An 18,290-nucleotide genomic window follows, 5' to 3' on the forward strand; every position below is an offset into this window, starting at 1 on the left:
TGGTTTTCTTGTGAAATTTCAAGGTCATTAAGTAGCATTTTTGCCACCTTCAAACAACGCCAAAATGGCAAAAAGCGGGGCTTTTCCAGCCCCGCAAAATCACACATAACGCATTGTAATTAAACGTATTTTATTCGGAACCCGCCGGGGCCGATGTCGCATTGATCCCAAAACGCTCATCCGCCAGCGCTTTATCCAACATACGGATAATTTCCGGCTGTAATTTTTCCTGATAAATCGGCAGTTTTTGGGCCACGGCCTTGGCCTCGGGTGAACCGAAATAATCCACCATCGCCTGTAATTCCGCCGTGGTGAACAAATCCACCATCGTATCGACCGACATTTTTTCCAGGGCGGCATAATCGAACGCCTTGTCCACCATGGCGATAAAACGTTCCTGATCGGCCGGAGGCAGGTTGCGCGCCACTTGCTCAACAGCCTCGCTCACCTGTTCGCGGGCCGGGCGAATTTTGTGCATTTCAATTGCCAATTCGCGGCGTTTGGTCATATCCGCATCATCCTGTGCAAAGGCCGGGACGGACATGGCAAAAACGACAAAAGCGGACAGAAACAAGCGCAACATGGAGGGTCCCTTATCTGGCGGTGAAGTCCCCTATCATAGCGGCTTCCCCCCCAAATGTCACCCCAGCGCAATCGGCATCTTAGACGGGTTTTAAATCCATAACATTGGATCGGGACGGGCTGTCCCAGAAATCGAAGGGGAAGGTCACGATGTCTTTCAACACCACATCCTTGCCCACGTTTTTGGCATCGTAATAATCGGTGTTGTTCGGCCAGGCGGCTTGCGGGATCAGGCGAACAATCCCGCCGCGCGGGCTGTCCATATCCCCGGCATAACGCGGCAACACGTGCAGATAGGCCCGGCTCATCATTTGCCCGCCGGCACGGCCAACATCCCACCCGATATTATATCCATCGGGTGGCGTTGTGCCCGCCTGTTGCATGGCCATGATCTCCAGCGCCAATTCCAGTTGCGCCAGAAATTCGCCTTCGGAACAATCCAGCAGGGATTTACGGGGCGCATGCGGCAACACCACGCTGTGCCCCTGCGCCACCGCCACATCACGCGGCAGGTTGACGGCATAGGCCAGATCATTGCGCGCCACCAACGGCATCATGGTGGTGACATGTTTTTCCAACGTGCGTTGCGCGGATTTGGATGCCGTATTGTAAAAATCGGGAATGGATTGAAACGGCATGCGCACCAACCCGCCCAACGGATTGATTTTATGTGCGCGGTTCACCGTATTGTAACGCGGCATGATATGCATATGCGCATGCGCGATGGATTGCCCGCCATGAAACCCAATATTCCAACCCACATTGTACCCATCGGGTTTGAAATGCGCATTGAACGCGGCGGTCAGGGTTTTGAACATGCGGAAATGTTCCACCAATTCATCGCGCGCCAGATCGGTAAAACGATACGTGCCAAAATCACGCGGCAGAACCAGCGTATGCCCCAACGTGGATGGAAACCCGTTCGACACGGCAAAGGTCAATTCCCCCTGCCCCAGCCAATCGGCCCGATCGGTAAAGGGGCTGGGCCGCATGCCTTCGGGCATCCGGTCGCGGGCGGCGTTATAAAATGTCGGCTTGATGGGGTTCATGCCTGTTCCAACGTTTTATTTTCCGGAACATAGGGCCATCCCCCACAAAAAGGCAATAAAAATCCCCCGATTGGGGGAATTTCATCAGGAAACCAGCCGCTTTATCAATACACTGGCATCACAGCGCCCATGCCCCTGATCGGCCAATTCTTTGTAAAATTCCCGGATCTGTGCGGTGACGGGCAGGTTTGCGCCGTTGTTTTTGGCCTCGTCCAAAGCGATGCCCAGATCCTTGTAAATCCAATCCACGGCAAAGCCGAAATCGAATTGATCGCGCACCATGGTTTTGCCGCGGTTTTCCATCTGCCAGCTTTGGGCGGAGCCCGCACTGATCACGGCCAACACCTCATCCATATCCAGACCGCTTTTCATGCCAAAGGACAAGCCTTCGGCCAAGCCTTGCAACACACCAGCAATGCACATCTGATTGACCATTTTGGTCAATTGTCCGGTACCGCTGGGCCCCATGTGGCGAATTTCACGCGCGTACACCGCCTTGAGGATTGGTGCGACTTTGTCATACGCGGTGCGATCACCGCCGCACATGATCGTCAGAACGCCATTCACGGCCCCGGCCTGCCCGCCAGATACGGGGCAATCCAGAAACGTGACACCCTTGTCCGCAAAGAACGCCGCCATCTCACGCGAGACATCGGCGGACACCGTTGTGTGATCCACGATGATGGCCCCCGCCTTCACCGTATCCGCCACACCGTTTTCACCGGTCAAAACCTGACGCAGATCATCATCATTGCCCACGCACAGACATATCAAATCCGCGTCCCGCGCGGCATCCGCCGGGGTCAGCGCTTTGCGCCCCTGATATTCACCCAGCCATTGATCCGCCTTGGCGACACTCCGGTTATAAACCGTCACATCCGCGCCACTCTTTTTCGCCAGATGCCCCGCCATGGGATACCCCATGACGCCCAAGCCAAGGAACGAGATTTTTTGCATGATGATACTCTTTTCTCTTAACGGCGCAGAACCATGAAAGCGCGCCGATTAACGGCGCAGGGTCATGTAATCCCACCACACACCCTGGCGGCCCTGACGGTCGGTGTCATCGCCCAAGACGGTGGCCTTAAACCCGACATCAGCGGCCAGACGTTTCACTTCATTCGCCCCCACCTTGTACATCGGGCGGTCATCCGGCGATGGGCCATGGCGCAGTGACATATAAATCAGCGCCCCCGGCGCGGCCATATCCCACATGGCGCGCATGGTGGTTTTGCGCGCATCGGGGGACAAATGCATCCACACCGCGCTCATCACCATCACGTTAAATTCACGGTCCAACGCCATGACGTCGCGCATATGCGGCAGGCTGTCGACCATGTACTGCACATTCGGGTGGGATTTGCGGTCTTCGGCCACGCGGATCATGTCAGCTGCGGCGTCAAAGGCCACAACATGAAACCCCTTATCCGCCAGCCATACAGCATCGCGCCCCGTGCCACATCCAATATCCAACGCGTTCATGCGCGTGGTGCCATCGCATTCCGGCAACAACGGCTCCAACCCCGGCAATACGGCAGGGGAACTCATCGCATTGTACAAATCAGCCAGTTTTTCAGCCTGCTGGTTATACGCGATAATGCTGATGTCATTCTTGCTTTTGGATGTCATGCGCGTGTCCCCTTTTAAACAATAAGGCCCCGGCTTTATAAAACCGGGGCCTTAAAACATTCAAACTTTATTTAGAACGGAATTTCGTCGTCCATATCATCGATACGGGCGCCACCGCCGGACGCGGCACGCGCCGGAGCCGGTGAACCGTAATCGGCCCCCCCGCCCATACCAGAGCCCATATCGTTGGCGCCGCCAAAACCAGACCCACCGCCGCTGCGGGAATCCAGCATGGTCAGTTCGCCACGGAACGGGCGCAGGACCACTTCGGTCGTGTATTTTTCTTGGCCGTCTTTGTCGGTGTATTTGCGGGTTTCCAATTGGCCTTCGATGTACACTTTCGCGCCTTTTTTCAAATAACGCTCGGCAACAGTGGCCAAATTGTCGTTAAAGATCACCACGCGGTGCCATTGGGTGCGTTCCTGACGCTCGCCGGAATTTTTGTCTTTCCAGCTTTCGGATGTGGCGATGGACAGGTTCACAACCTTGCCGCCCGACTGCATCATCCGCACGTCCGGGTCGTTGCCCAGATTGCCTACCAGAATAACCTTGTTCACGCTGCCAGCCATGGCCTGCTCTCTCTCATGTTCTATATTTGTTTCGGGAAAACCGGGGTCACTATTACCCATCGTGCGCCGGATGAAAAGCGCGTTTTGCGCCATTTTTACGGTTATGCACCAGGACAGGCCCCCCCGGCCACTTTTTCCTTGCCCCACTTGTCCAGCTTACGTAAATTACCGTCCTTGCAAAAAGAGTACGTAAAAAGCCCGGAAAACGTGGGCGCCTATCAGGGAGCACATATAATGGTACTGACTCAGCACAGTGAAAACCACCTGAAAACCTTCGCGAGCATCAGTGTCATCGCTGAGCAAGTTGGGGCCCTGCCCACGCATTTTCCCGACTTGAATGACAGTTTAAAAACATTGCCACAGGATGTCGTCCGCGGCCGCTCATTCCATGAAATCGTCATCGATGATTTTCTGGAGCTTTACGCCTGCATCGCCAAAGACCTTTCGGCGGACAAGGCTTACCCCGAATTTTACGGCGAAATCATGCGCCACCGGAACGGCGAAACGATTGTCCCGGAAACCGCGCAGGAATTTCTGGCCGCGCATATCGAACAGGTGAGAAAAGACGCAAGCCCGTCCTATAACATGGAATGTGTCGGTCTTTTGGAGCTGTCGCCGAAGGGCCAAGAGGTTATTCCGACCGTGGCAGGCTTGTTCAAAACCATGGCCCGCCTGTTCGGCCAGCTGCATCTCAGCGACGAAGCCATTCAAACCAACAGCTTGGCCGAAGGCCTGGCCGCGGCGATGGAGCAAATCTATCCGGAGCCAACCGAAACACCGGCACAGAGCGCGGAAGCGCAGGCTGTTTCAACCGACGATTTCGGCCCCGAGGAAGACGCACACGATGTCTTGTCCATCTATGGCATCAACATCGCCGAAAACATTGCAAAGCCGCCGCAGGCCCCCGAATTTGACGGCGCGATTGAAACCCTGTCGCGCGTCCTGTTACGCCCGCATGGCGCACAGGCCTTGCTGCATGGAAAAGATTACAGCAACGCGCGTATTCTGGTTGATATCCTGGCCCACAAAATGGCCGCGGGTGAAGGACCGGGATATTTGAAAGACGCCTCCATCTACCGCATCAGCCTGACCGAGATGCTGTTGAAATCCGCCGATTCCGGCCCCGCCGGCCAGAGCGCCAAATCGATGCTGAGCGACGTTTTAGACACCACCAGCGCCCACAATCTGGACAACCCGGATGAACCGATCATCCTGCATTTCGACGATTATGGCTGCGCCCAAAAACCGCTCAGCTATGACGCGATGATGATGGATTCCACGGGAATGTTGCGGACCATTATCAAACATTACGCCGACAATGACCCCAGCCTGATGATGGTGTTTAACGCCACGGATGCGGAATTGCATGACCTGAATGAGGATACAACAAAATACGAACGCATTGCGACACCGGAACTGTCCACGGATTCCGTGCTGCTTCACATGCTGAGAACCGTTGTAAATCTGGAATCACAAAAATCCATTGAGATCAGCGATTCCATTCTGGAAGATATCATCCAAAAATCCGATGCCCATATGCCGAAAACAGCATCGCGCATGATCCGTGCCACCGATGTTCTGTTGTCCGCCGTTGCGGATGCAGAATTGAAGGGCCACGACACGCTGACATACGAATCTGTCTGCGTCGCCGTTGCCGCACGGTCGAAAAAACCACTCGAAACGATCAATGGTGACGGGGCCAGCCGCTACACCAACCTGGCCGAAAAATTGTCCGGCAAGGTTTTTGGACAGGACGAAGCCATCAAGATCGTTGCCGACACGCTGGAACTGGTTGGGCATGGATTGCATGATCCAAAACGCCCGTTTGGCGTATTTTATATGACCGGCCCGACCGGCGTCGGGAAAACCGAATTGGCCAAAGTTCTGGCCGATACGCTGGGCACCGACCTGATCACCGTCAACATGGCGGATTTCAGCGGCGAACATACCATCAGCCGCCTGCTCGGCTCCCCCCCGGGCTATGTCGGATATGGTGATAAGACCGCATTGGAAGACGTGGCACAGAAACCCTATGCCGTCATCCTGATCGATGAGGCCGAAAAAGCCCACCGCACCGTCGACAACGCATTCATGAAGATCATGGACGAAGGGGAACTGACCCTGCTCAACGGCAAACATATCGACTTCCACAACACGGTTTTAATGTTCACCAGTAACCTGGGGGCCCGTGACGCCGAAGAGGCTGGGAAAAAGAACGGTATCGGGTTCAGCGCCAGCAATGGGCAGACTGAACGCGATCAGGCCAGCAAGGAAGCCCGTACCAAAGCCATTCAGGAAACACTGAAACCGGAATTCCGCCAGCGCGCAACATTGATCGACATGAACAGCCTGACGCCGGATTCCGTGCGATCCATTGCCTTTAAAAAGATCAATGAGGTGTCCGATCGCCTGCGCCAGAACAAGGCCTATGCGAATATGGACATCGACCTGACCCAACAGGCCATGGATGAATTGATGAAAATTGGTTATGACCGCGCCAGCGGCGCACGCCACATGGAACGGGCCATCCGTGACAATGTGAAGGTACCGCTGGTCCACTGGCTGAACAAAAACGCAGACCAAGTCGCTGGCAAAGATTGCACCCTGGTCATTGAAAGCGTTTTGAAAGACAGCTTCCGCGCCAGCGTCACGCAAAATGCAAGGGCCGTGAACGACAACAGCGAGGGCAGGCCCCAACGCCGCCCGGCCGCACGTACGCAGCCAAGCCCCCCGAAACCGGAATAATCACAAAAGCCCGCCCCAAACAGGCGGGCTTTTTGCTGGCACCATCCGGGAAAAGCGGCAGAAACCATAGACTTTTTGGCATCTTCCCCAGCCTCGTACTTTTTTATAAAGATATTTCTTGCCCCATACCAAAGCTTTATGTAAATTAAAGCCCAGAGAAAAGACAAAAACCGCGTAATTTATAAGCGTTATCAGGGAGATAAAGAATGGCCGAGACCGCCCGCGAAACCACCCTTCTGAGCATCTTCAACACCATTGAAGCCGTCATGGCCCAGATGCAAACGCTGGATAAACATCCAGGGGTTCTGACATTCCTGGAAAGCGCTCCGACGGACCTGGTTCAAGGCCGCACCCTTAAAGAAATTGTTGCAGATGATTTGATGGAGCTTCACGCCCTCGTCTTCAAAGATGTGTCTGCCGATGGGCGAAATGCCGATTTTTATTTCCAACTGATGCAACACCGCCATCAAGCCATGGTGTCTCGCCCCGATGCGGATATGACGTTGCGTTACAACGCCGACAAAAAGGCAGAGACAAAACAAAGCGCCTATATCCCCATGGCCCTGCGTCTGACGAAAGACGTTCCGTCGATGGTGCAGGTTTACACCTATCTGCAAGACAGCTTTGAACAACTCAGCGGCGGATTTGGACAGATTTTGTTCAGCAACGACGCCATGGTGTCCTATCAGGCCGCCAATGAGGCTGTCAGCGCCCTGCAACAAAGCGATGATAGCGGGACAAAGAAAAACCTGGCCTTCGTCCACGCGGATGACAGCAAGATCTCGAAAAAATTGCGCTCGCTGTTGAATGAATATGCGTCCGACTTCACAATCGAAGCCAAAGATCTGGACGACAATCATGGCCGTGACGAAGACGTCAAACGCCTGTCCCGTGTATTGCTGCAACAAAAAGGGGCCAGCGCCCTGCTCCATGGCGGCGAAGGCATTGGCAAGAGCACTGTGGTCAAAGCCCTGGCCAGAAACATGGCCGAAGGCAAAGGCCCCGGTCAGATGAAGAATGGCAGCATTTTCAAATTGAATCTGGCCGACATGCTGTTTAACGGCCCGTCATCGGTTATCGACAAAAAACCGCAGGTGAAAGACGTCCTGCTGGATATTTTGAACAATGTGGCCGATCACAACGCCAAAAACCCGAAAGAACCCGTTATCCTGTATATCGAGGACTTTGGAAATTCGACATCGGCATTGAAAGAAAATATGACAGCCCTGCGCGCGCTGATCGCCCACGAATTGTCCCAGAACAAAGACCTGCATTTGATTGCCAGCGCGACAGACCAGGAAATATTCCTGATCAAAAAACAATCGCCGGATGTTGCAGCCGTATTTGAAACACTGAAACTTCAAGAACTGCCCGCCGATATTGCAATGATACAATTGCAACGTCATGCGGAAAAAATTTCCAACTATCACTCGGTTGAAATTACACAGGACGCTTTGGATCATATCGCGGCAAAAACCGATCGTTATATGCCCAACCAATTCCGCCCCGGAAAAGGCATCGGCATTTTGCTGTCCGCCGTTGCGGAAAGCGAGCTGAACAATGAATCCACGCTGAGCATTGCGACGATTGATAACATCATCGCCGAAAAAACAGGCCTGCCGCTGGCTTTAATCGGCGGATCGGCATCGGATCGCATCGAAAATCTGGGCGATACTTTGTCCCAACGGATTTTCGGCCAGGACGAAGCCGTAACAAAAATTTCCAAAACCATTGGGTTGGTGAACCGCAATTTGCACGACCCGAAAAAGCCGCTGGGCGTCTTCTACCTGATGGGCAGCAGCGGCGTCGGGAAAAGCGAGCTGGCAAAATCCTTGTCGGAATCGCTGTTTGTCGATGAAAAAGCACTGATCACCGTGAACCTGGCCGACTTCGCCGAAAAACACACGGTCAGCCGCATCGTCGGTTCCCCGCCGGGCTACATTGGTTACGGTGAAGAAACCGCGCTGGAAGCCGTGGACAAAAAACCCTTCTCTGTCGTGCTGTTCGACGAAGCCGAAAAGGCCCACCCGGAAGTGGACAACGCCCTGATGAAAATCATGGATGAAGGCGAGCTGACCCTGCTGAACGGCAAGAAGCTGAACTTCCGCAACTGCGTCCTGATCTTCACCAGTAACTTGGGGGCAACCGCAGCCCAAAATGCCGCCGATGAAATCAAGGAAAAGGCGACAATTGGCTTCACCGCCCCTTCGAGAGAAGATCGCGAAAACGATGCCCAAAAAGCCGCCGCGAAAGAACGGTTACAAGCCGCGAAAGACCGCCTGAAACCGGAATTCCGCAACCGGGCGACCTTTATCGACATGAAGGATCTGACGCCGGAGGTTGTCCGCACCATCGCGCTGAAGAAAATCGACGGCGTGTCGGCCAGCCTGCGCCAGAACAAGCTCTATGCCGGATTGACGGTCCAGCTGTCCGACAATGCGCTGGATGAGTTGATGAGCGTTGGCTTCGACGCCAAGAACGGGGCCCGCCCGATGGATCGCGCCATCCGCGATTACGTCAAGGTTCCGTTGGCCGATTGGTTGAAGCAAAACGAAGCCGATCTGGCCGGGGAAGCCAAAACCCTGACCGTCGACAGCGTGAAAGACAGCTTCGCCGTGACAGCCACCGCGACCGCCGCCAACCAGAACAAGGCCGAGACCGCCAAACCGGTCACCCGCAAACCGAACGGCCCGGCGGCGCAGCCGGCTTAATAGAGCACAGTTTTAACACCACCTCGCCCCCGGCTGGTCACCCTGCCGGGGGCTTTTTATGCCCATGGGGCCAAAAAGCCCCTAGCCAAGCCGCCCCCGAATCCCATATACATGGAAAGCCAGAGTAGAACTTTTCGGGAACATTTCGCACTATGTTAAAGACCATCAGCATCCGCGGCGCGCGGGAACACAACCTGAAAGACGTCAATGTCGACATGCCGCGCGATTCCCTGATCGTGATGACGGGCTTGTCCGGCTCGGGCAAATCCTCCCTCGCCTTTGACACGATTTATGCCGAGGGGCAGCGCCGTTACGTTGAAAGCCTGTCGGCCTATGCCCGCCAGTTTTTGGAGCTGATGCAAAAGCCGGATGTGGATTCGATCGAGGGCCTGTCCCCCGCCATTTCCATCGAACAAAAAACCACCAGCCGCAACCCGCGATCCACCGTCGGCACGGTGACGGAAATTTACGATTATATGCGCCTGCTCTGGGCGCGCGTTGGCGTGCCCTATTCCCCCGCGACCGGATTGCCGATTGAAAGCCAGACGGTCAGCCACATGGTCGACCGCATCATGGACATGGGCGAAGGCACGAAACTGTATCTGCTCGCCCCCATCGTGCGCGGGCGCAAGGGTGAATATAAAAAGGAACTGGCCGAACTGCGCGCCAAGGGATTCCAGCGTGTGAAAATTGACGGCACGCTGTATGAAATTGATGAAACCCCTGCGCTGGACAAGAAAATCAAACACGACATCGAAATTGTCGTGGACCGGATTATCGTGCGCCCCGATCTGGGCAACCGTCTGGCCGACTCGGTCGAAACCGCGTTGAAAATGGCCGACGGACTGCTGATTGTTGAGAACGCCGAAAGCGGCGAACAAACGCTGTTTTCGGAAAAATTCGCCTGCCCGGTATCCGGCTTTACCATTCCCGAAATTGAACCGCGTTTGTTTTCATTCAACAACCCGCACGGCGCTTGCCCGACATGCGACGGGCTGGGTGTAAAATTGTTGTTTGATGAATCTTTGGTCGTACCGGACCCGTCAAAAAGCATGGAAGACGGCGCGATTGATCCGTGGTCGAAGAATTTCAGCAAATATTACCTGCAAACCCTCGCGTCCGTGGCCAAGCATTACAAGGTCACCGTGGACCAGCCGTTTAAATCCATCCCGAAGAAGGTCCGCGACATCATCCTGTATGGCAGCGATGAAGAAGTGATCACCTTTACCTATGACGACGGGGTGCGCAGTTACAAAACGAAAAAACCATTTGAAGGCGTCATCCCCAACCTGCAACGCCGCCTGTTGGAAACCGACAGTGCCGGGGTGCGCGATGAATTGTCCAAATACCAATCCTCTGCCCCGTGCGAGGCGTGCGAAGGATACCGCCTGAAACCCGAAGCCCTGGCCGTCAAGATCAATAAAATCCACATCAGCCAAGCCGCCGAAATGGGCATTGGTGAGGCGCTCGACTGGTTCGGTGCGCTGGATAAAAAACTGACCAAGCAACAACGCGCCATTGCCGAGCGGATTTTGAAAGAAATCAATGAACGGCTGCAATTCCTGATGAATGTGGGACTGGATTACCTCAACCTGTCGCGCTCGTCCGGCACATTGTCGGGCGGGGAAAGCCAGCGTATCCGTCTGGCCAGCCAGATTGGCTCTGGCCTGACCGGGGTTCTGTATGTTCTGGACGAACCGTCCATCGGTCTGCACCAGCGCGATAACAATCGCTTGCTGGAAACGCTGAAACGCCTGCGCGATCTGGGCAATACGGTGTTGGTTGTTGAACATGACGAAGACGCCATCCGCATGGCCGATTACCTGATCGACATGGGCCCCGGCGCGGGCATTCACGGCGGCCAGATCGTCGCGCAAGGCACCCCCGCCGAAGTGATGAAGAATAAAGACAGCATCACGGCCGATTACCTGACCGGGCGCAAATCCATCGCCGTGCCAAAAACCCGCCGCCCCGGAAAGCCGAAACAGTTTATTGAACTGAACGGATGCACCGGAAACAATTTGCAAAATATCGACGGTAAAATCCCGCTCGGCACCATGACGTGCATCACGGGTGTGTCCGGGTCCGGCAAATCGACCTTTACCATCGACACGCTGTTCCAGGCCGCCAGCCAGAAATTGATGGGCACACGCGAAGCACCGTTGCCGTACAAGGAAATCAAGGGCCTGCACAATGTCGACAAAGTCATCGACATTGACCAATCCCCCATTGGCCGCACACCGCGCTCCAACCCCGCCACCTACACCGGGGCATTCACCCCCATCCGCGAATGGTTCGCCGGGTTGCCGGAATCCAAGGCCCGCGGGTACGAACCGGGCCGTTTCTCTTTTAACGTCAAGGGCGGGCGGTGCGAGGCCTGTCAGGGCGATGGCGTGATCAAGATTGAAATGCACTTCCTGCCCGATGTGTATGTCACATGCGATACATGCGATGGCAAACGTTACAACCGCGAAACGCTGGAAGTAAAATTCAAAGGCCAGTCGATTGCCGACGTTCTGGACATGACGATCGAGGAAGCGGCGGAGTTTTTCAAAGCCGTCCCCTCCATCCGTGAGAAAATGGAAACGCTGGTCGATGTCGGTCTTGGGTATATCAAGGTTGGGCAACAAGCCACCACCCTGTCCGGTGGCGAGGCCCAACGTGTGAAGCTGGCCAAGGAACTGGCCCGCCGGTCCACCGGGCGCACGCTCTATATCCTCGACGAGCCGACCACGGGCCTGCATTTCGAAGACGTCCGCAAATTGCTGGAGGTCCTGCACAAGCTGGTGGATCAGGGCAACAGCGTCGTGGTCATCGAACACAATCTGGAAGTCATCAAAACCGCCGACCACATCATTGATATTGGTCCCGAGGGCGGTGACAAAGGTGGGCGCGTCGTGGCCCAGGGCACACCGGAACAGGTTGCCGCGACAAAAGGCAGCTACACCGGGCATTATCTGGCCCCCCTGCTCGCCCCGGCCAAAGCGCCTGCGAAGACGACGGCGAAGGGAAAGAAGTCGGCCTAGCCCCCCCCCTTACGCCCCACCGTCATCCCCGCCTTGCGCGGGGATCCGGGGGCATAGGGCATATATCGCCACGGCCCTTTCCAGATCCCCGCACAAGGCGGGGATGACAAAAAGTGCGCACGATAACACATTGAAAATAAACAATAAAATGCACCAAATTTCCCTCTTGCACCCCACCATCAAGTTATGGTAAATATAAGGGCGCCTGAATGCAAAAAAACCAATAAAAATCAGGCGTCAAATTGGTAAAAAACGGTGGTGTGCAATGTTAAACGGTAAAACATATTACGAAATTCTGGGCGTTGATCCGAAAGCGGACGATGCGGTGATCAAGGCCGCCTATCGCGCCATCACCAGCAAATATCACCCCGACAAAAACCCGGGCGATGCGGCCGCGGAAGAAAAAACCAAAGAAGCCAATATTGCCTATGCCGTGCTGAGAGATGATCGCGCCGGATACGACAGCATGCTGGCCTCCACATACGCGGCAAACAAACCCAGCGTTAATCAACCGCCATCAACCGAAGTGCGCCAGTCATACAGCCCGCCGCAAAAATATACAGAACCAGAAGCACAGCAGGCCAAACCGGGCTTCGACCGCACCGAACAAAAACCCGGTTTTGAACGCAGCCAACGCAACGCCGCGCAACGCCAAGCCAACCTGAGCAAGAAATCAGGTCTGGGAAAATATTTCGTCGCCGCCGCTTTGGGCGGTGCCGCCCTGTGGGCCTATAACGAATTTTTCAAAAATGACATCGACATTAAACCGATCCCGACGCCGGTGCCAAACACCGTGCAACAGGCCCCAAAAACGGCGGCCCCACAACAGCCAACGGGGAATGGTTACGTGATCCAGCCGGGCGAATTGTCCCCGCAATGGAAAGCCATCGTTTGCGTCCCGCGCATTCCGCAAGACCGCATGGGTGACAACGCCTATCGCGTCAGCGAAGTTCTGCCGCAACAGGAAAAAATTGATGCGATTATCGAAGGCATGAAACGCGATCCGAACAGCGAACTGGTCAAAATGGCCCAACGCAATAACACCCATATTCGCGTCACCTACACCCCGGCGGGTTACAAGGCCGAGCCGATTATTCACAATATCACTAACACATTCTCGCTGAATTGTGACAAGGGCTTCTTCCGCTATCCCAGCACGAAGGAACCGCAATACAGTCTTGATAAATTCATGACTGCCCCGATCAGCAAGCTGAAACCCGTTCGTTATTAAGAGTACGTACCATGACCGAACAGAACAAACCCGAACAAGCCAGAATTGAACACAAACCCACGACAGCACAACGCTTAAAGCAGAAAGCGGCCGCGCTGTTCAAAAAAACGCCGGGTGCCATGGGCACAGGCGGCCAGATGGCGTGGAGCGGCCTGCGCAAAACCGGCAAAGGGCTGGGTGTAGCAGCTCTGTTCGGAGCCGCACTGGGTAAAAAAATGGGCTGGAAGGGTTTAGGCTATCTCATCGGCATTCCGGCCGCTATTGCCGCGGCCGTTGTCGTTGGCGGTATTGCCATCCCTGTTATTGCCGCTGTTGGTGGCTTCTGGGGCCTGAAAAAATTAAACAACCATATTCCACTGCAAAAAGCGCTCGGCTGGGTCGCCATCGGCCCCGTTATTGTCGCCGCAGGACAGGCTTTGTTCCAAGAGCGTATCAATCCGATGGAAAACCCAAAGGATGCCTTCGACTATACGCTCAGCCAATCAGGCCAGAATTACAAAACACTGGGCACGTGGATTATGTCGGGCGGCATGTGGGCCGTCGACAAAGTCAACAGCACAGTGGATATGAGCAAAGTTCCGGCGGAAAAAGTCAAAGAAACAGCCGCGTCTTATGGCCTGACGGACACGTTCACCAAGCAAACAACGGTTACGCTGAGCATTCCCGATAACCACATGGCGATTGAATGCCATGAAAAACTGACATCGGATTTCAAGAAAGCGAATGGCGAAAAACTGGCCGCATTAAAAGACTACAACACCAAACGCATCAATGAATGGAAAGCGGACCCGAACGGGTTGATCACGCAATACGCCGCAAAGGGCGACGTGATGATCATTTACCCGAGATTCAATGATAAATCCCAACATCTGGTGGCCCCGCGCTCCTACGCGCCCAGCTCCTACGCCGCGTGCCCGCAAGGTTATGAACGCGACCTGCACTCGCTGAAATCCTGGCTGCAGAACAAGCACACATCCCGCTAAGCTTTGCGGACAAGAACAAATAAAAAACCTCCCACACGGGAGGTTTTTCTTATCCAAAAATGGATTTGTTTTTCACGGTGTCGGCCAAAGTGTGTTCATTCAGCGCCGCAATAAAGGCCCGGTTTGCATCACGCAGATAATGTTTTAACTGGCATGCCCCCGTAATCCTGCATGTATTGGTTTTGCTGTCGAAACATTCCACCAAATTCATATTGGGTTCCAGCGCCTGTACAATGTCCCCCAAGCGCAATTGCGCGGTTCCGTCGGCCAGACGAATGCCGCCCCCCCGCCCCTTTGTCGACACGATGTATCCGGTTTGCGATAAATGGTGAACCACCTTCACCAGATGGTTGCGGGATATACCGTAATGATCGGCGATGTCCTTCACGCTGCACATATCGCCCGCACGCGCGGCCAGAAACATCAACGTTCTCAATCCATAATCTGTAAATACGGTCAGTTGCATACAACCCTCATATCCTGCTTGACCTTTGTAGCATATTTTATAATATATATCAAAAATACATATTATAAGGATACCATCATGCTCGACCAAAAAACCATCGATATTGTTAAATCCACCGCCCCCGTTCTGGACCAGCACGGCGAAACGCTGACCCGGCATTTTTACCAACGCATGTTCACCCACAATCCAGAAGTGGTCCCCTTCTTCAATCCCGCGCACCAAAAATCCGGCAGCCAGCAACGCGCCCTCGCCGCTGCCATCTGCGCCTATGCGGCCAATATCGAGAATCTGGAGGTTTTGGGAAATGCCGTTGAATTGATTGCGCAGAAGCATGCGTCCCTGCACATCAAACCGGAACATTATCCGATTGTTGGCGAAAACCTGCTGGCATCCATTCGCGAAGTGCTCGGCGATGCGGCCACCGACGACATTATCAATGCATGGGCCAATGCCTATGGCTTCCTGGCCAATATCCTGATCAACCGTGAAGCCCAGATTTATAAAGACAACGCCACAATGCCCGGCGGCTGGGATGGCTTTAAGACATTTCATGTTATGCGCAAAGAACGCGAAAGCAGCATCATAACATCGCTATATTTAACGCCGCAGGATGGATCGGATCTGCCCACTTTCAAGGCCGGGCAATATATTACCATCCGCATGCCGACGCCGAACGGGTCAACAACCATGCGCAATTACAGCCTGTCCGACAAACCGGGGCATGATTATTTCCGCATCAGTGTAAAACGCGAAATGCCACCCGAATCCAACACCCCCGCCGGATATGTGTCGAACATGTTGCACGACGCGGTCAATGTTGGCGATACGGTTGAACTCTCCGCCCCGTGTGGTGAATTTTTCTTCGACCCATCAGAACATCACACCCGCCCGCTGGTCCTATTGGCCGCAGGCATTGGTATTACGCCGTTGATGAGCATTCTTCTGACCGCGTTGGATACTCACAAGGGCCGCGACATTTTCCTGATCCATGGATGCTTGGATACCGATGTCCAGCCATTTAAATCCACATTGGATCAATTGTCGCAAACCCACCCAAACCTGCGCGTCCATTACCGTTACAGCGATATGAAACCCGCAGACATCTCAAACACCACCAATGTCAGCACCGGTTTTGTGGACGCGGAACTGATTGAATCGATTATTCCGGGGCGGAATGCGGATTATTATTTCTGTGGCCCGAAAATATTCATGGTGAATATTTATCACCAGCTTCTGGACTGGGGCATCCCGGCATCACAGGTACATTTCGAATTCTTCGGCCCGCGTCAGGAATTGGATAAAAAAGCCGCCTGATCCACACAGAACCACAAAAGCAAAAAACCTCCCGCAAGGGAGGTTTTTTGTGGAATGGTGCCCCAGGTCGGACTCGAACCAACACACCTTTCGGTACCGCATTTTGAGTGCGGCGCGTCTACCAATTCCACCACTGGGGCACTGGCGGGGACTATAGGCAAAAATTATCCGCGGATCAATAGGATAAATTCGATAAAAATCAGTATGTTGGCGTTTTTTATTTGCCAATCCCGACCCAGTCGGTGCCGTTACAATACTGCATGACGCTGTGGGTGGTGTTGTAAACCATCGCCCCCCGGTTCCCCGTCGGGTTGGAACATCCGGATCCGCCGGGGGCGACAGTCGGCCCCATGGAAATCCAATCCGCCCCATTGCAATACTGCATAACACCGCTGGTGGAGTTAAAGACAATCTGCCCTTCGGCCCGGAACGGGTTCGCACACACGCCACCTTCCGGATTGTCGTACAGGGCTGCGACTTCATTTGCGGCCAGAACACGGCCATACATCCGCACATCGTCGAGCAAACCGTTAAAGGTCCGCGCCGTTCCATTGTCATTCCCGATGTTGATATTGGCCGTTTCGGCCACCACCGACCCCGTCGGGGTTGTGGATTCAGTAACACCAACAGGGGAACCATTCACGTAGAGAGCGGGATCGTTACCAAGGGCACCGTAATCATAGGTCACGACAACATGCGTCCAGGCGTTGAGCGGAATAACAGGCGAGCTGGACCCCCAAACGCCATTGCTGCCGTTCCATCGTGACGCTTCAAACACCAAATGGCCGGGATTCAGTAGATAGAAGATGAAACCCTCTTGCCCGCCGGTTCGTTTGTCGATAATACGCCCACGATCCCCCTCGCCCCAACCGCGCGGGTAAATCCAGGCTGAAACACTCAATGTGTTAATGTCGTTGAAGACCGGATGGGTGTACACAATCACGGTGTCGTTTACGCCATCAAAATCCAGCGCGCCATTGACGCGGCCGCCCGTCGGTTGCCATATCGGGCCACCACCCAATGTACCGATATTGGCGTTTGGCGAAGAATCCGTTGCAATCAACCCACTGGATTCATCGAATTTCCACCGCCCCAACAGGCTGGCATGGGCCGTCGCCGTCCCCGATTGCAAAACTTCCTCGACCTCAGCCTGAGACAGCGCACGATTATAAATACGCGTATCATCCATGGCACCCAGCAATGTTCCACCACCAGCCAACTGGCTGCGCCCCAGCCAGAGCGCGGCGTTATTCTGCAGCGGCGTAAACGGTCCGGATCCATAGCCTGCGGCCACGCCGTTGACATACATAATCAGCTCTTGCGCCACATTGTCCCATGTACAGGCCAGGTGATACCAGACGCCCAGTGACGGTGCCACCGTCTGTTCAATCTGTCGCCAAGTCGTACCATCATGGAACCCGCAGTTCAGGACATAGCTCGACCCGTTATAATAAATGTAGAAACGGTAATTCGCCTGTCCCGCGACTCCTTTTTCAAAGAAATAATTGGCAGCCACAGGCCCATCAAACCGCGCCCATGTGGTCAAACTAAAGGATGACAGATCAAGTGTTGAATGATCGGGAATAGCCAAATAATCATTACTCCCATCGAACAACAACGCGCCGCCACGGATACCAGAAATCCAGGCAGACGTCGTATTCATATTCGTCAAGGTCGCATTGTGCAGGCCCAGCATATCGGCCGCAATCGCGCTGCCTGTACCGTCATCCATTTTCCACCGCGCGACCAGCCCATCGGTTGGGCCATTATTTCCGCCCGGTGCGATACTGGCCCCCATGGAAATCCAGTTTGTGTCGTCACAATACTGCATCGTGCCATGCGTCGTATTATAAACAATCTTGCCCTCTTCCCCCGCGGGATTGGCACAGGCGGCGTGGGCCGATTTTGGCAGAAAAACAACAGACAACAACAGCATGGCCACCGCAATTGGCACCCATTTTTTATTGATCGACTGTTGTCCCATA

Annotated in this window: 13 protein-coding genes and 1 tRNA gene; 6 read left to right on the plus strand and 8 right to left on the minus strand. The window is 54.4% G+C overall.

Annotated features, from left to right (window positions below; genetic code table 11):
* Nucleotides 1-130: 130 nt before the first annotated feature.
* The 5 genes from A11S_RS07440 to ssb form a co-directional block, all read right to left on the minus strand.
* Entirely contained in the window at nucleotides 131-583 is a 453-nt protein-coding gene (locus A11S_RS07440) for a DUF2059 domain-containing protein (RefSeq protein ID WP_015467890.1), read from the minus strand.
* Between the two features lie 79 nt (nucleotides 584-662).
* Nucleotides 663-1,631, minus strand: a complete 969-nt coding sequence (locus A11S_RS07445) for an HIT family protein (RefSeq protein ID WP_015467891.1) — start codon at nucleotides 1,629-1,631, stop codon at nucleotides 663-665.
* Nucleotides 1,632-1,715: 84 nt separating this feature from the next.
* Nucleotides 1,716-2,588, minus strand: coding sequence for an NAD(P)-dependent oxidoreductase (locus tag A11S_RS07450; protein ID WP_015467892.1), 873 nt, complete (start codon nucleotides 2,586-2,588; stop codon nucleotides 1,716-1,718).
* A gap of 48 nt (nucleotides 2,589-2,636) precedes the next feature.
* Nucleotides 2,637-3,260, minus strand: coding sequence for a class I SAM-dependent methyltransferase (locus tag A11S_RS07455; RefSeq protein WP_015467893.1), 624 nt, complete (start codon nucleotides 3,258-3,260; stop codon nucleotides 2,637-2,639).
* Nucleotides 3,261-3,331: 71 nt separating this feature from the next.
* Complete coding sequence (gene ssb / locus A11S_RS07460; RefSeq protein WP_015467894.1) at nucleotides 3,332-3,829, minus strand: single-stranded DNA-binding protein; 498 nt, start codon at nucleotides 3,827-3,829, stop codon at nucleotides 3,332-3,334.
* A 234-nt stretch (nucleotides 3,830-4,063) separates the two neighbouring features.
* On the opposite strand from ssb, the gene A11S_RS07465 reads away from it, so the two are divergent.
* The 5 genes from A11S_RS07465 to A11S_RS07485 all read left to right on the plus strand — a co-directional run bounded on the left by A11S_RS07465 (nucleotide 4,064) and on the right by A11S_RS07485 (nucleotide 14,525).
* Nucleotides 4,064-6,574, plus strand: a complete 2,511-nt coding sequence (locus A11S_RS07465) for an AAA family ATPase (RefSeq protein ID WP_081604772.1) — start codon at nucleotides 4,064-4,066, stop codon at nucleotides 6,572-6,574.
* 206 nt (nucleotides 6,575-6,780) lie between these two features.
* Nucleotides 6,781-9,285, plus strand: a complete 2,505-nt coding sequence (locus A11S_RS07470) for an AAA family ATPase (RefSeq protein WP_015467896.1) — start codon at nucleotides 6,781-6,783, stop codon at nucleotides 9,283-9,285.
* A 152-nt stretch (nucleotides 9,286-9,437) separates the two neighbouring features.
* A complete protein-coding gene (uvrA, locus tag A11S_RS07475; protein ID WP_015467897.1) occupies nucleotides 9,438-12,311 on the plus strand; it encodes an excinuclease ABC subunit UvrA in 2,874 nt (957 codons plus the stop codon).
* 265 nt (nucleotides 12,312-12,576) lie between these two features.
* On the plus strand, nucleotides 12,577-13,542 hold the full coding sequence (locus A11S_RS07480; protein ID WP_015467898.1) for a J domain-containing protein: 966 nt from the start codon (nucleotides 12,577-12,579) through the stop codon (nucleotides 13,540-13,542).
* 11 nt (nucleotides 13,543-13,553) lie between these two features.
* Nucleotides 13,554-14,525 (plus strand): hypothetical protein, encoded by a 972-nt coding sequence (locus A11S_RS07485; protein ID WP_015467899.1) that lies wholly within the window; start codon nucleotides 13,554-13,556, stop codon nucleotides 14,523-14,525.
* Nucleotides 14,526-14,574: 49 nt separating this feature from the next.
* Here A11S_RS07485 and A11S_RS07490 read toward each other — a convergent pair whose 3' ends face one another.
* Nucleotides 14,575-14,991: an Rrf2 family transcriptional regulator gene (locus tag A11S_RS07490; RefSeq protein ID WP_015467900.1), complete on the minus strand. Its 417-nt coding sequence runs from the start codon at nucleotides 14,989-14,991 to the stop codon at nucleotides 14,575-14,577.
* 78 nt (nucleotides 14,992-15,069) lie between these two features.
* On the opposite strand from A11S_RS07490, the gene hmpA reads away from it, so the two are divergent.
* A complete protein-coding gene (gene hmpA, locus A11S_RS07495; protein WP_015467901.1) occupies nucleotides 15,070-16,305 on the plus strand; it encodes an NO-inducible flavohemoprotein in 1,236 nt (411 codons plus the stop codon).
* 55 nt (nucleotides 16,306-16,360) lie between these two features.
* On the opposite strand, the gene A11S_RS07500 is transcribed toward hmpA, so the two are convergent.
* Together A11S_RS07500 and A11S_RS07505 are read right to left on the minus strand one after the other, a co-directional pair.
* A tRNA-Leu gene (locus tag A11S_RS07500) sits at nucleotides 16,361-16,445 on the minus strand.
* A gap of 77 nt (nucleotides 16,446-16,522) precedes the next feature.
* A complete protein-coding gene (locus A11S_RS07505) occupies nucleotides 16,523-18,289 on the minus strand; it encodes a LamG domain-containing protein (protein WP_015467902.1) in 1,767 nt (588 codons plus the stop codon).
* Nucleotide 18,290 lies beyond the last annotated feature (1 nt).

The organism is Micavibrio aeruginosavorus EPB (genome assembly GCF_000348745.1).
Taxonomy (GTDB): domain Bacteria; phylum Pseudomonadota; class Alphaproteobacteria; order Micavibrionales; family Micavibrionaceae; genus Micavibrio; species Micavibrio aeruginosavorus_A.

Coding starts and splice junctions, on each gene's coding strand:
- A11S_RS07440 (WP_015467890.1), bottom strand. CDS start 583: ATGTTGCGCTTGTTTCTGTCCGCTTTTGTCGTTTTTGCCATGTCCGTC.
- A11S_RS07445 (WP_015467891.1), bottom strand. CDS start 1,631: ATGAACCCCATCAAGCCGACATTTTATAACGCCGCCCGCGACCGGATG.
- A11S_RS07450 (WP_015467892.1), bottom strand. CDS start 2,588: ATGCAAAAAATCTCGTTCCTTGGCTTGGGCGTCATGGGGTATCCCATG.
- A11S_RS07455 (WP_015467893.1), bottom strand. CDS start 3,260: ATGACATCCAAAAGCAAGAATGACATCAGCATTATCGCGTATAACCAG.
- ssb (WP_015467894.1), bottom strand. CDS start 3,829: ATGGCTGGCAGCGTGAACAAGGTTATTCTGGTAGGCAATCTGGGCAAC.
- A11S_RS07465 (WP_081604772.1), top strand. CDS start 4,064: ATGGTACTGACTCAGCACAGTGAAAACCACCTGAAAACCTTCGCGAGC.
- A11S_RS07470 (WP_015467896.1), top strand. CDS start 6,781: ATGGCCGAGACCGCCCGCGAAACCACCCTTCTGAGCATCTTCAACACC.
- uvrA (WP_015467897.1), top strand. CDS start 9,438: ATGTTAAAGACCATCAGCATCCGCGGCGCGCGGGAACACAACCTGAAA.
- A11S_RS07480 (WP_015467898.1), top strand. CDS start 12,577: ATGTTAAACGGTAAAACATATTACGAAATTCTGGGCGTTGATCCGAAA.
- A11S_RS07485 (WP_015467899.1), top strand. CDS start 13,554: ATGACCGAACAGAACAAACCCGAACAAGCCAGAATTGAACACAAACCC.
- A11S_RS07490 (WP_015467900.1), bottom strand. CDS start 14,991: ATGCAACTGACCGTATTTACAGATTATGGATTGAGAACGTTGATGTTT.
- hmpA (WP_015467901.1), top strand. CDS start 15,070: ATGCTCGACCAAAAAACCATCGATATTGTTAAATCCACCGCCCCCGTT.
- A11S_RS07505 (WP_015467902.1), bottom strand. CDS start 18,289: ATGGGACAACAGTCGATCAATAAAAAATGGGTGCCAATTGCGGTGGCC.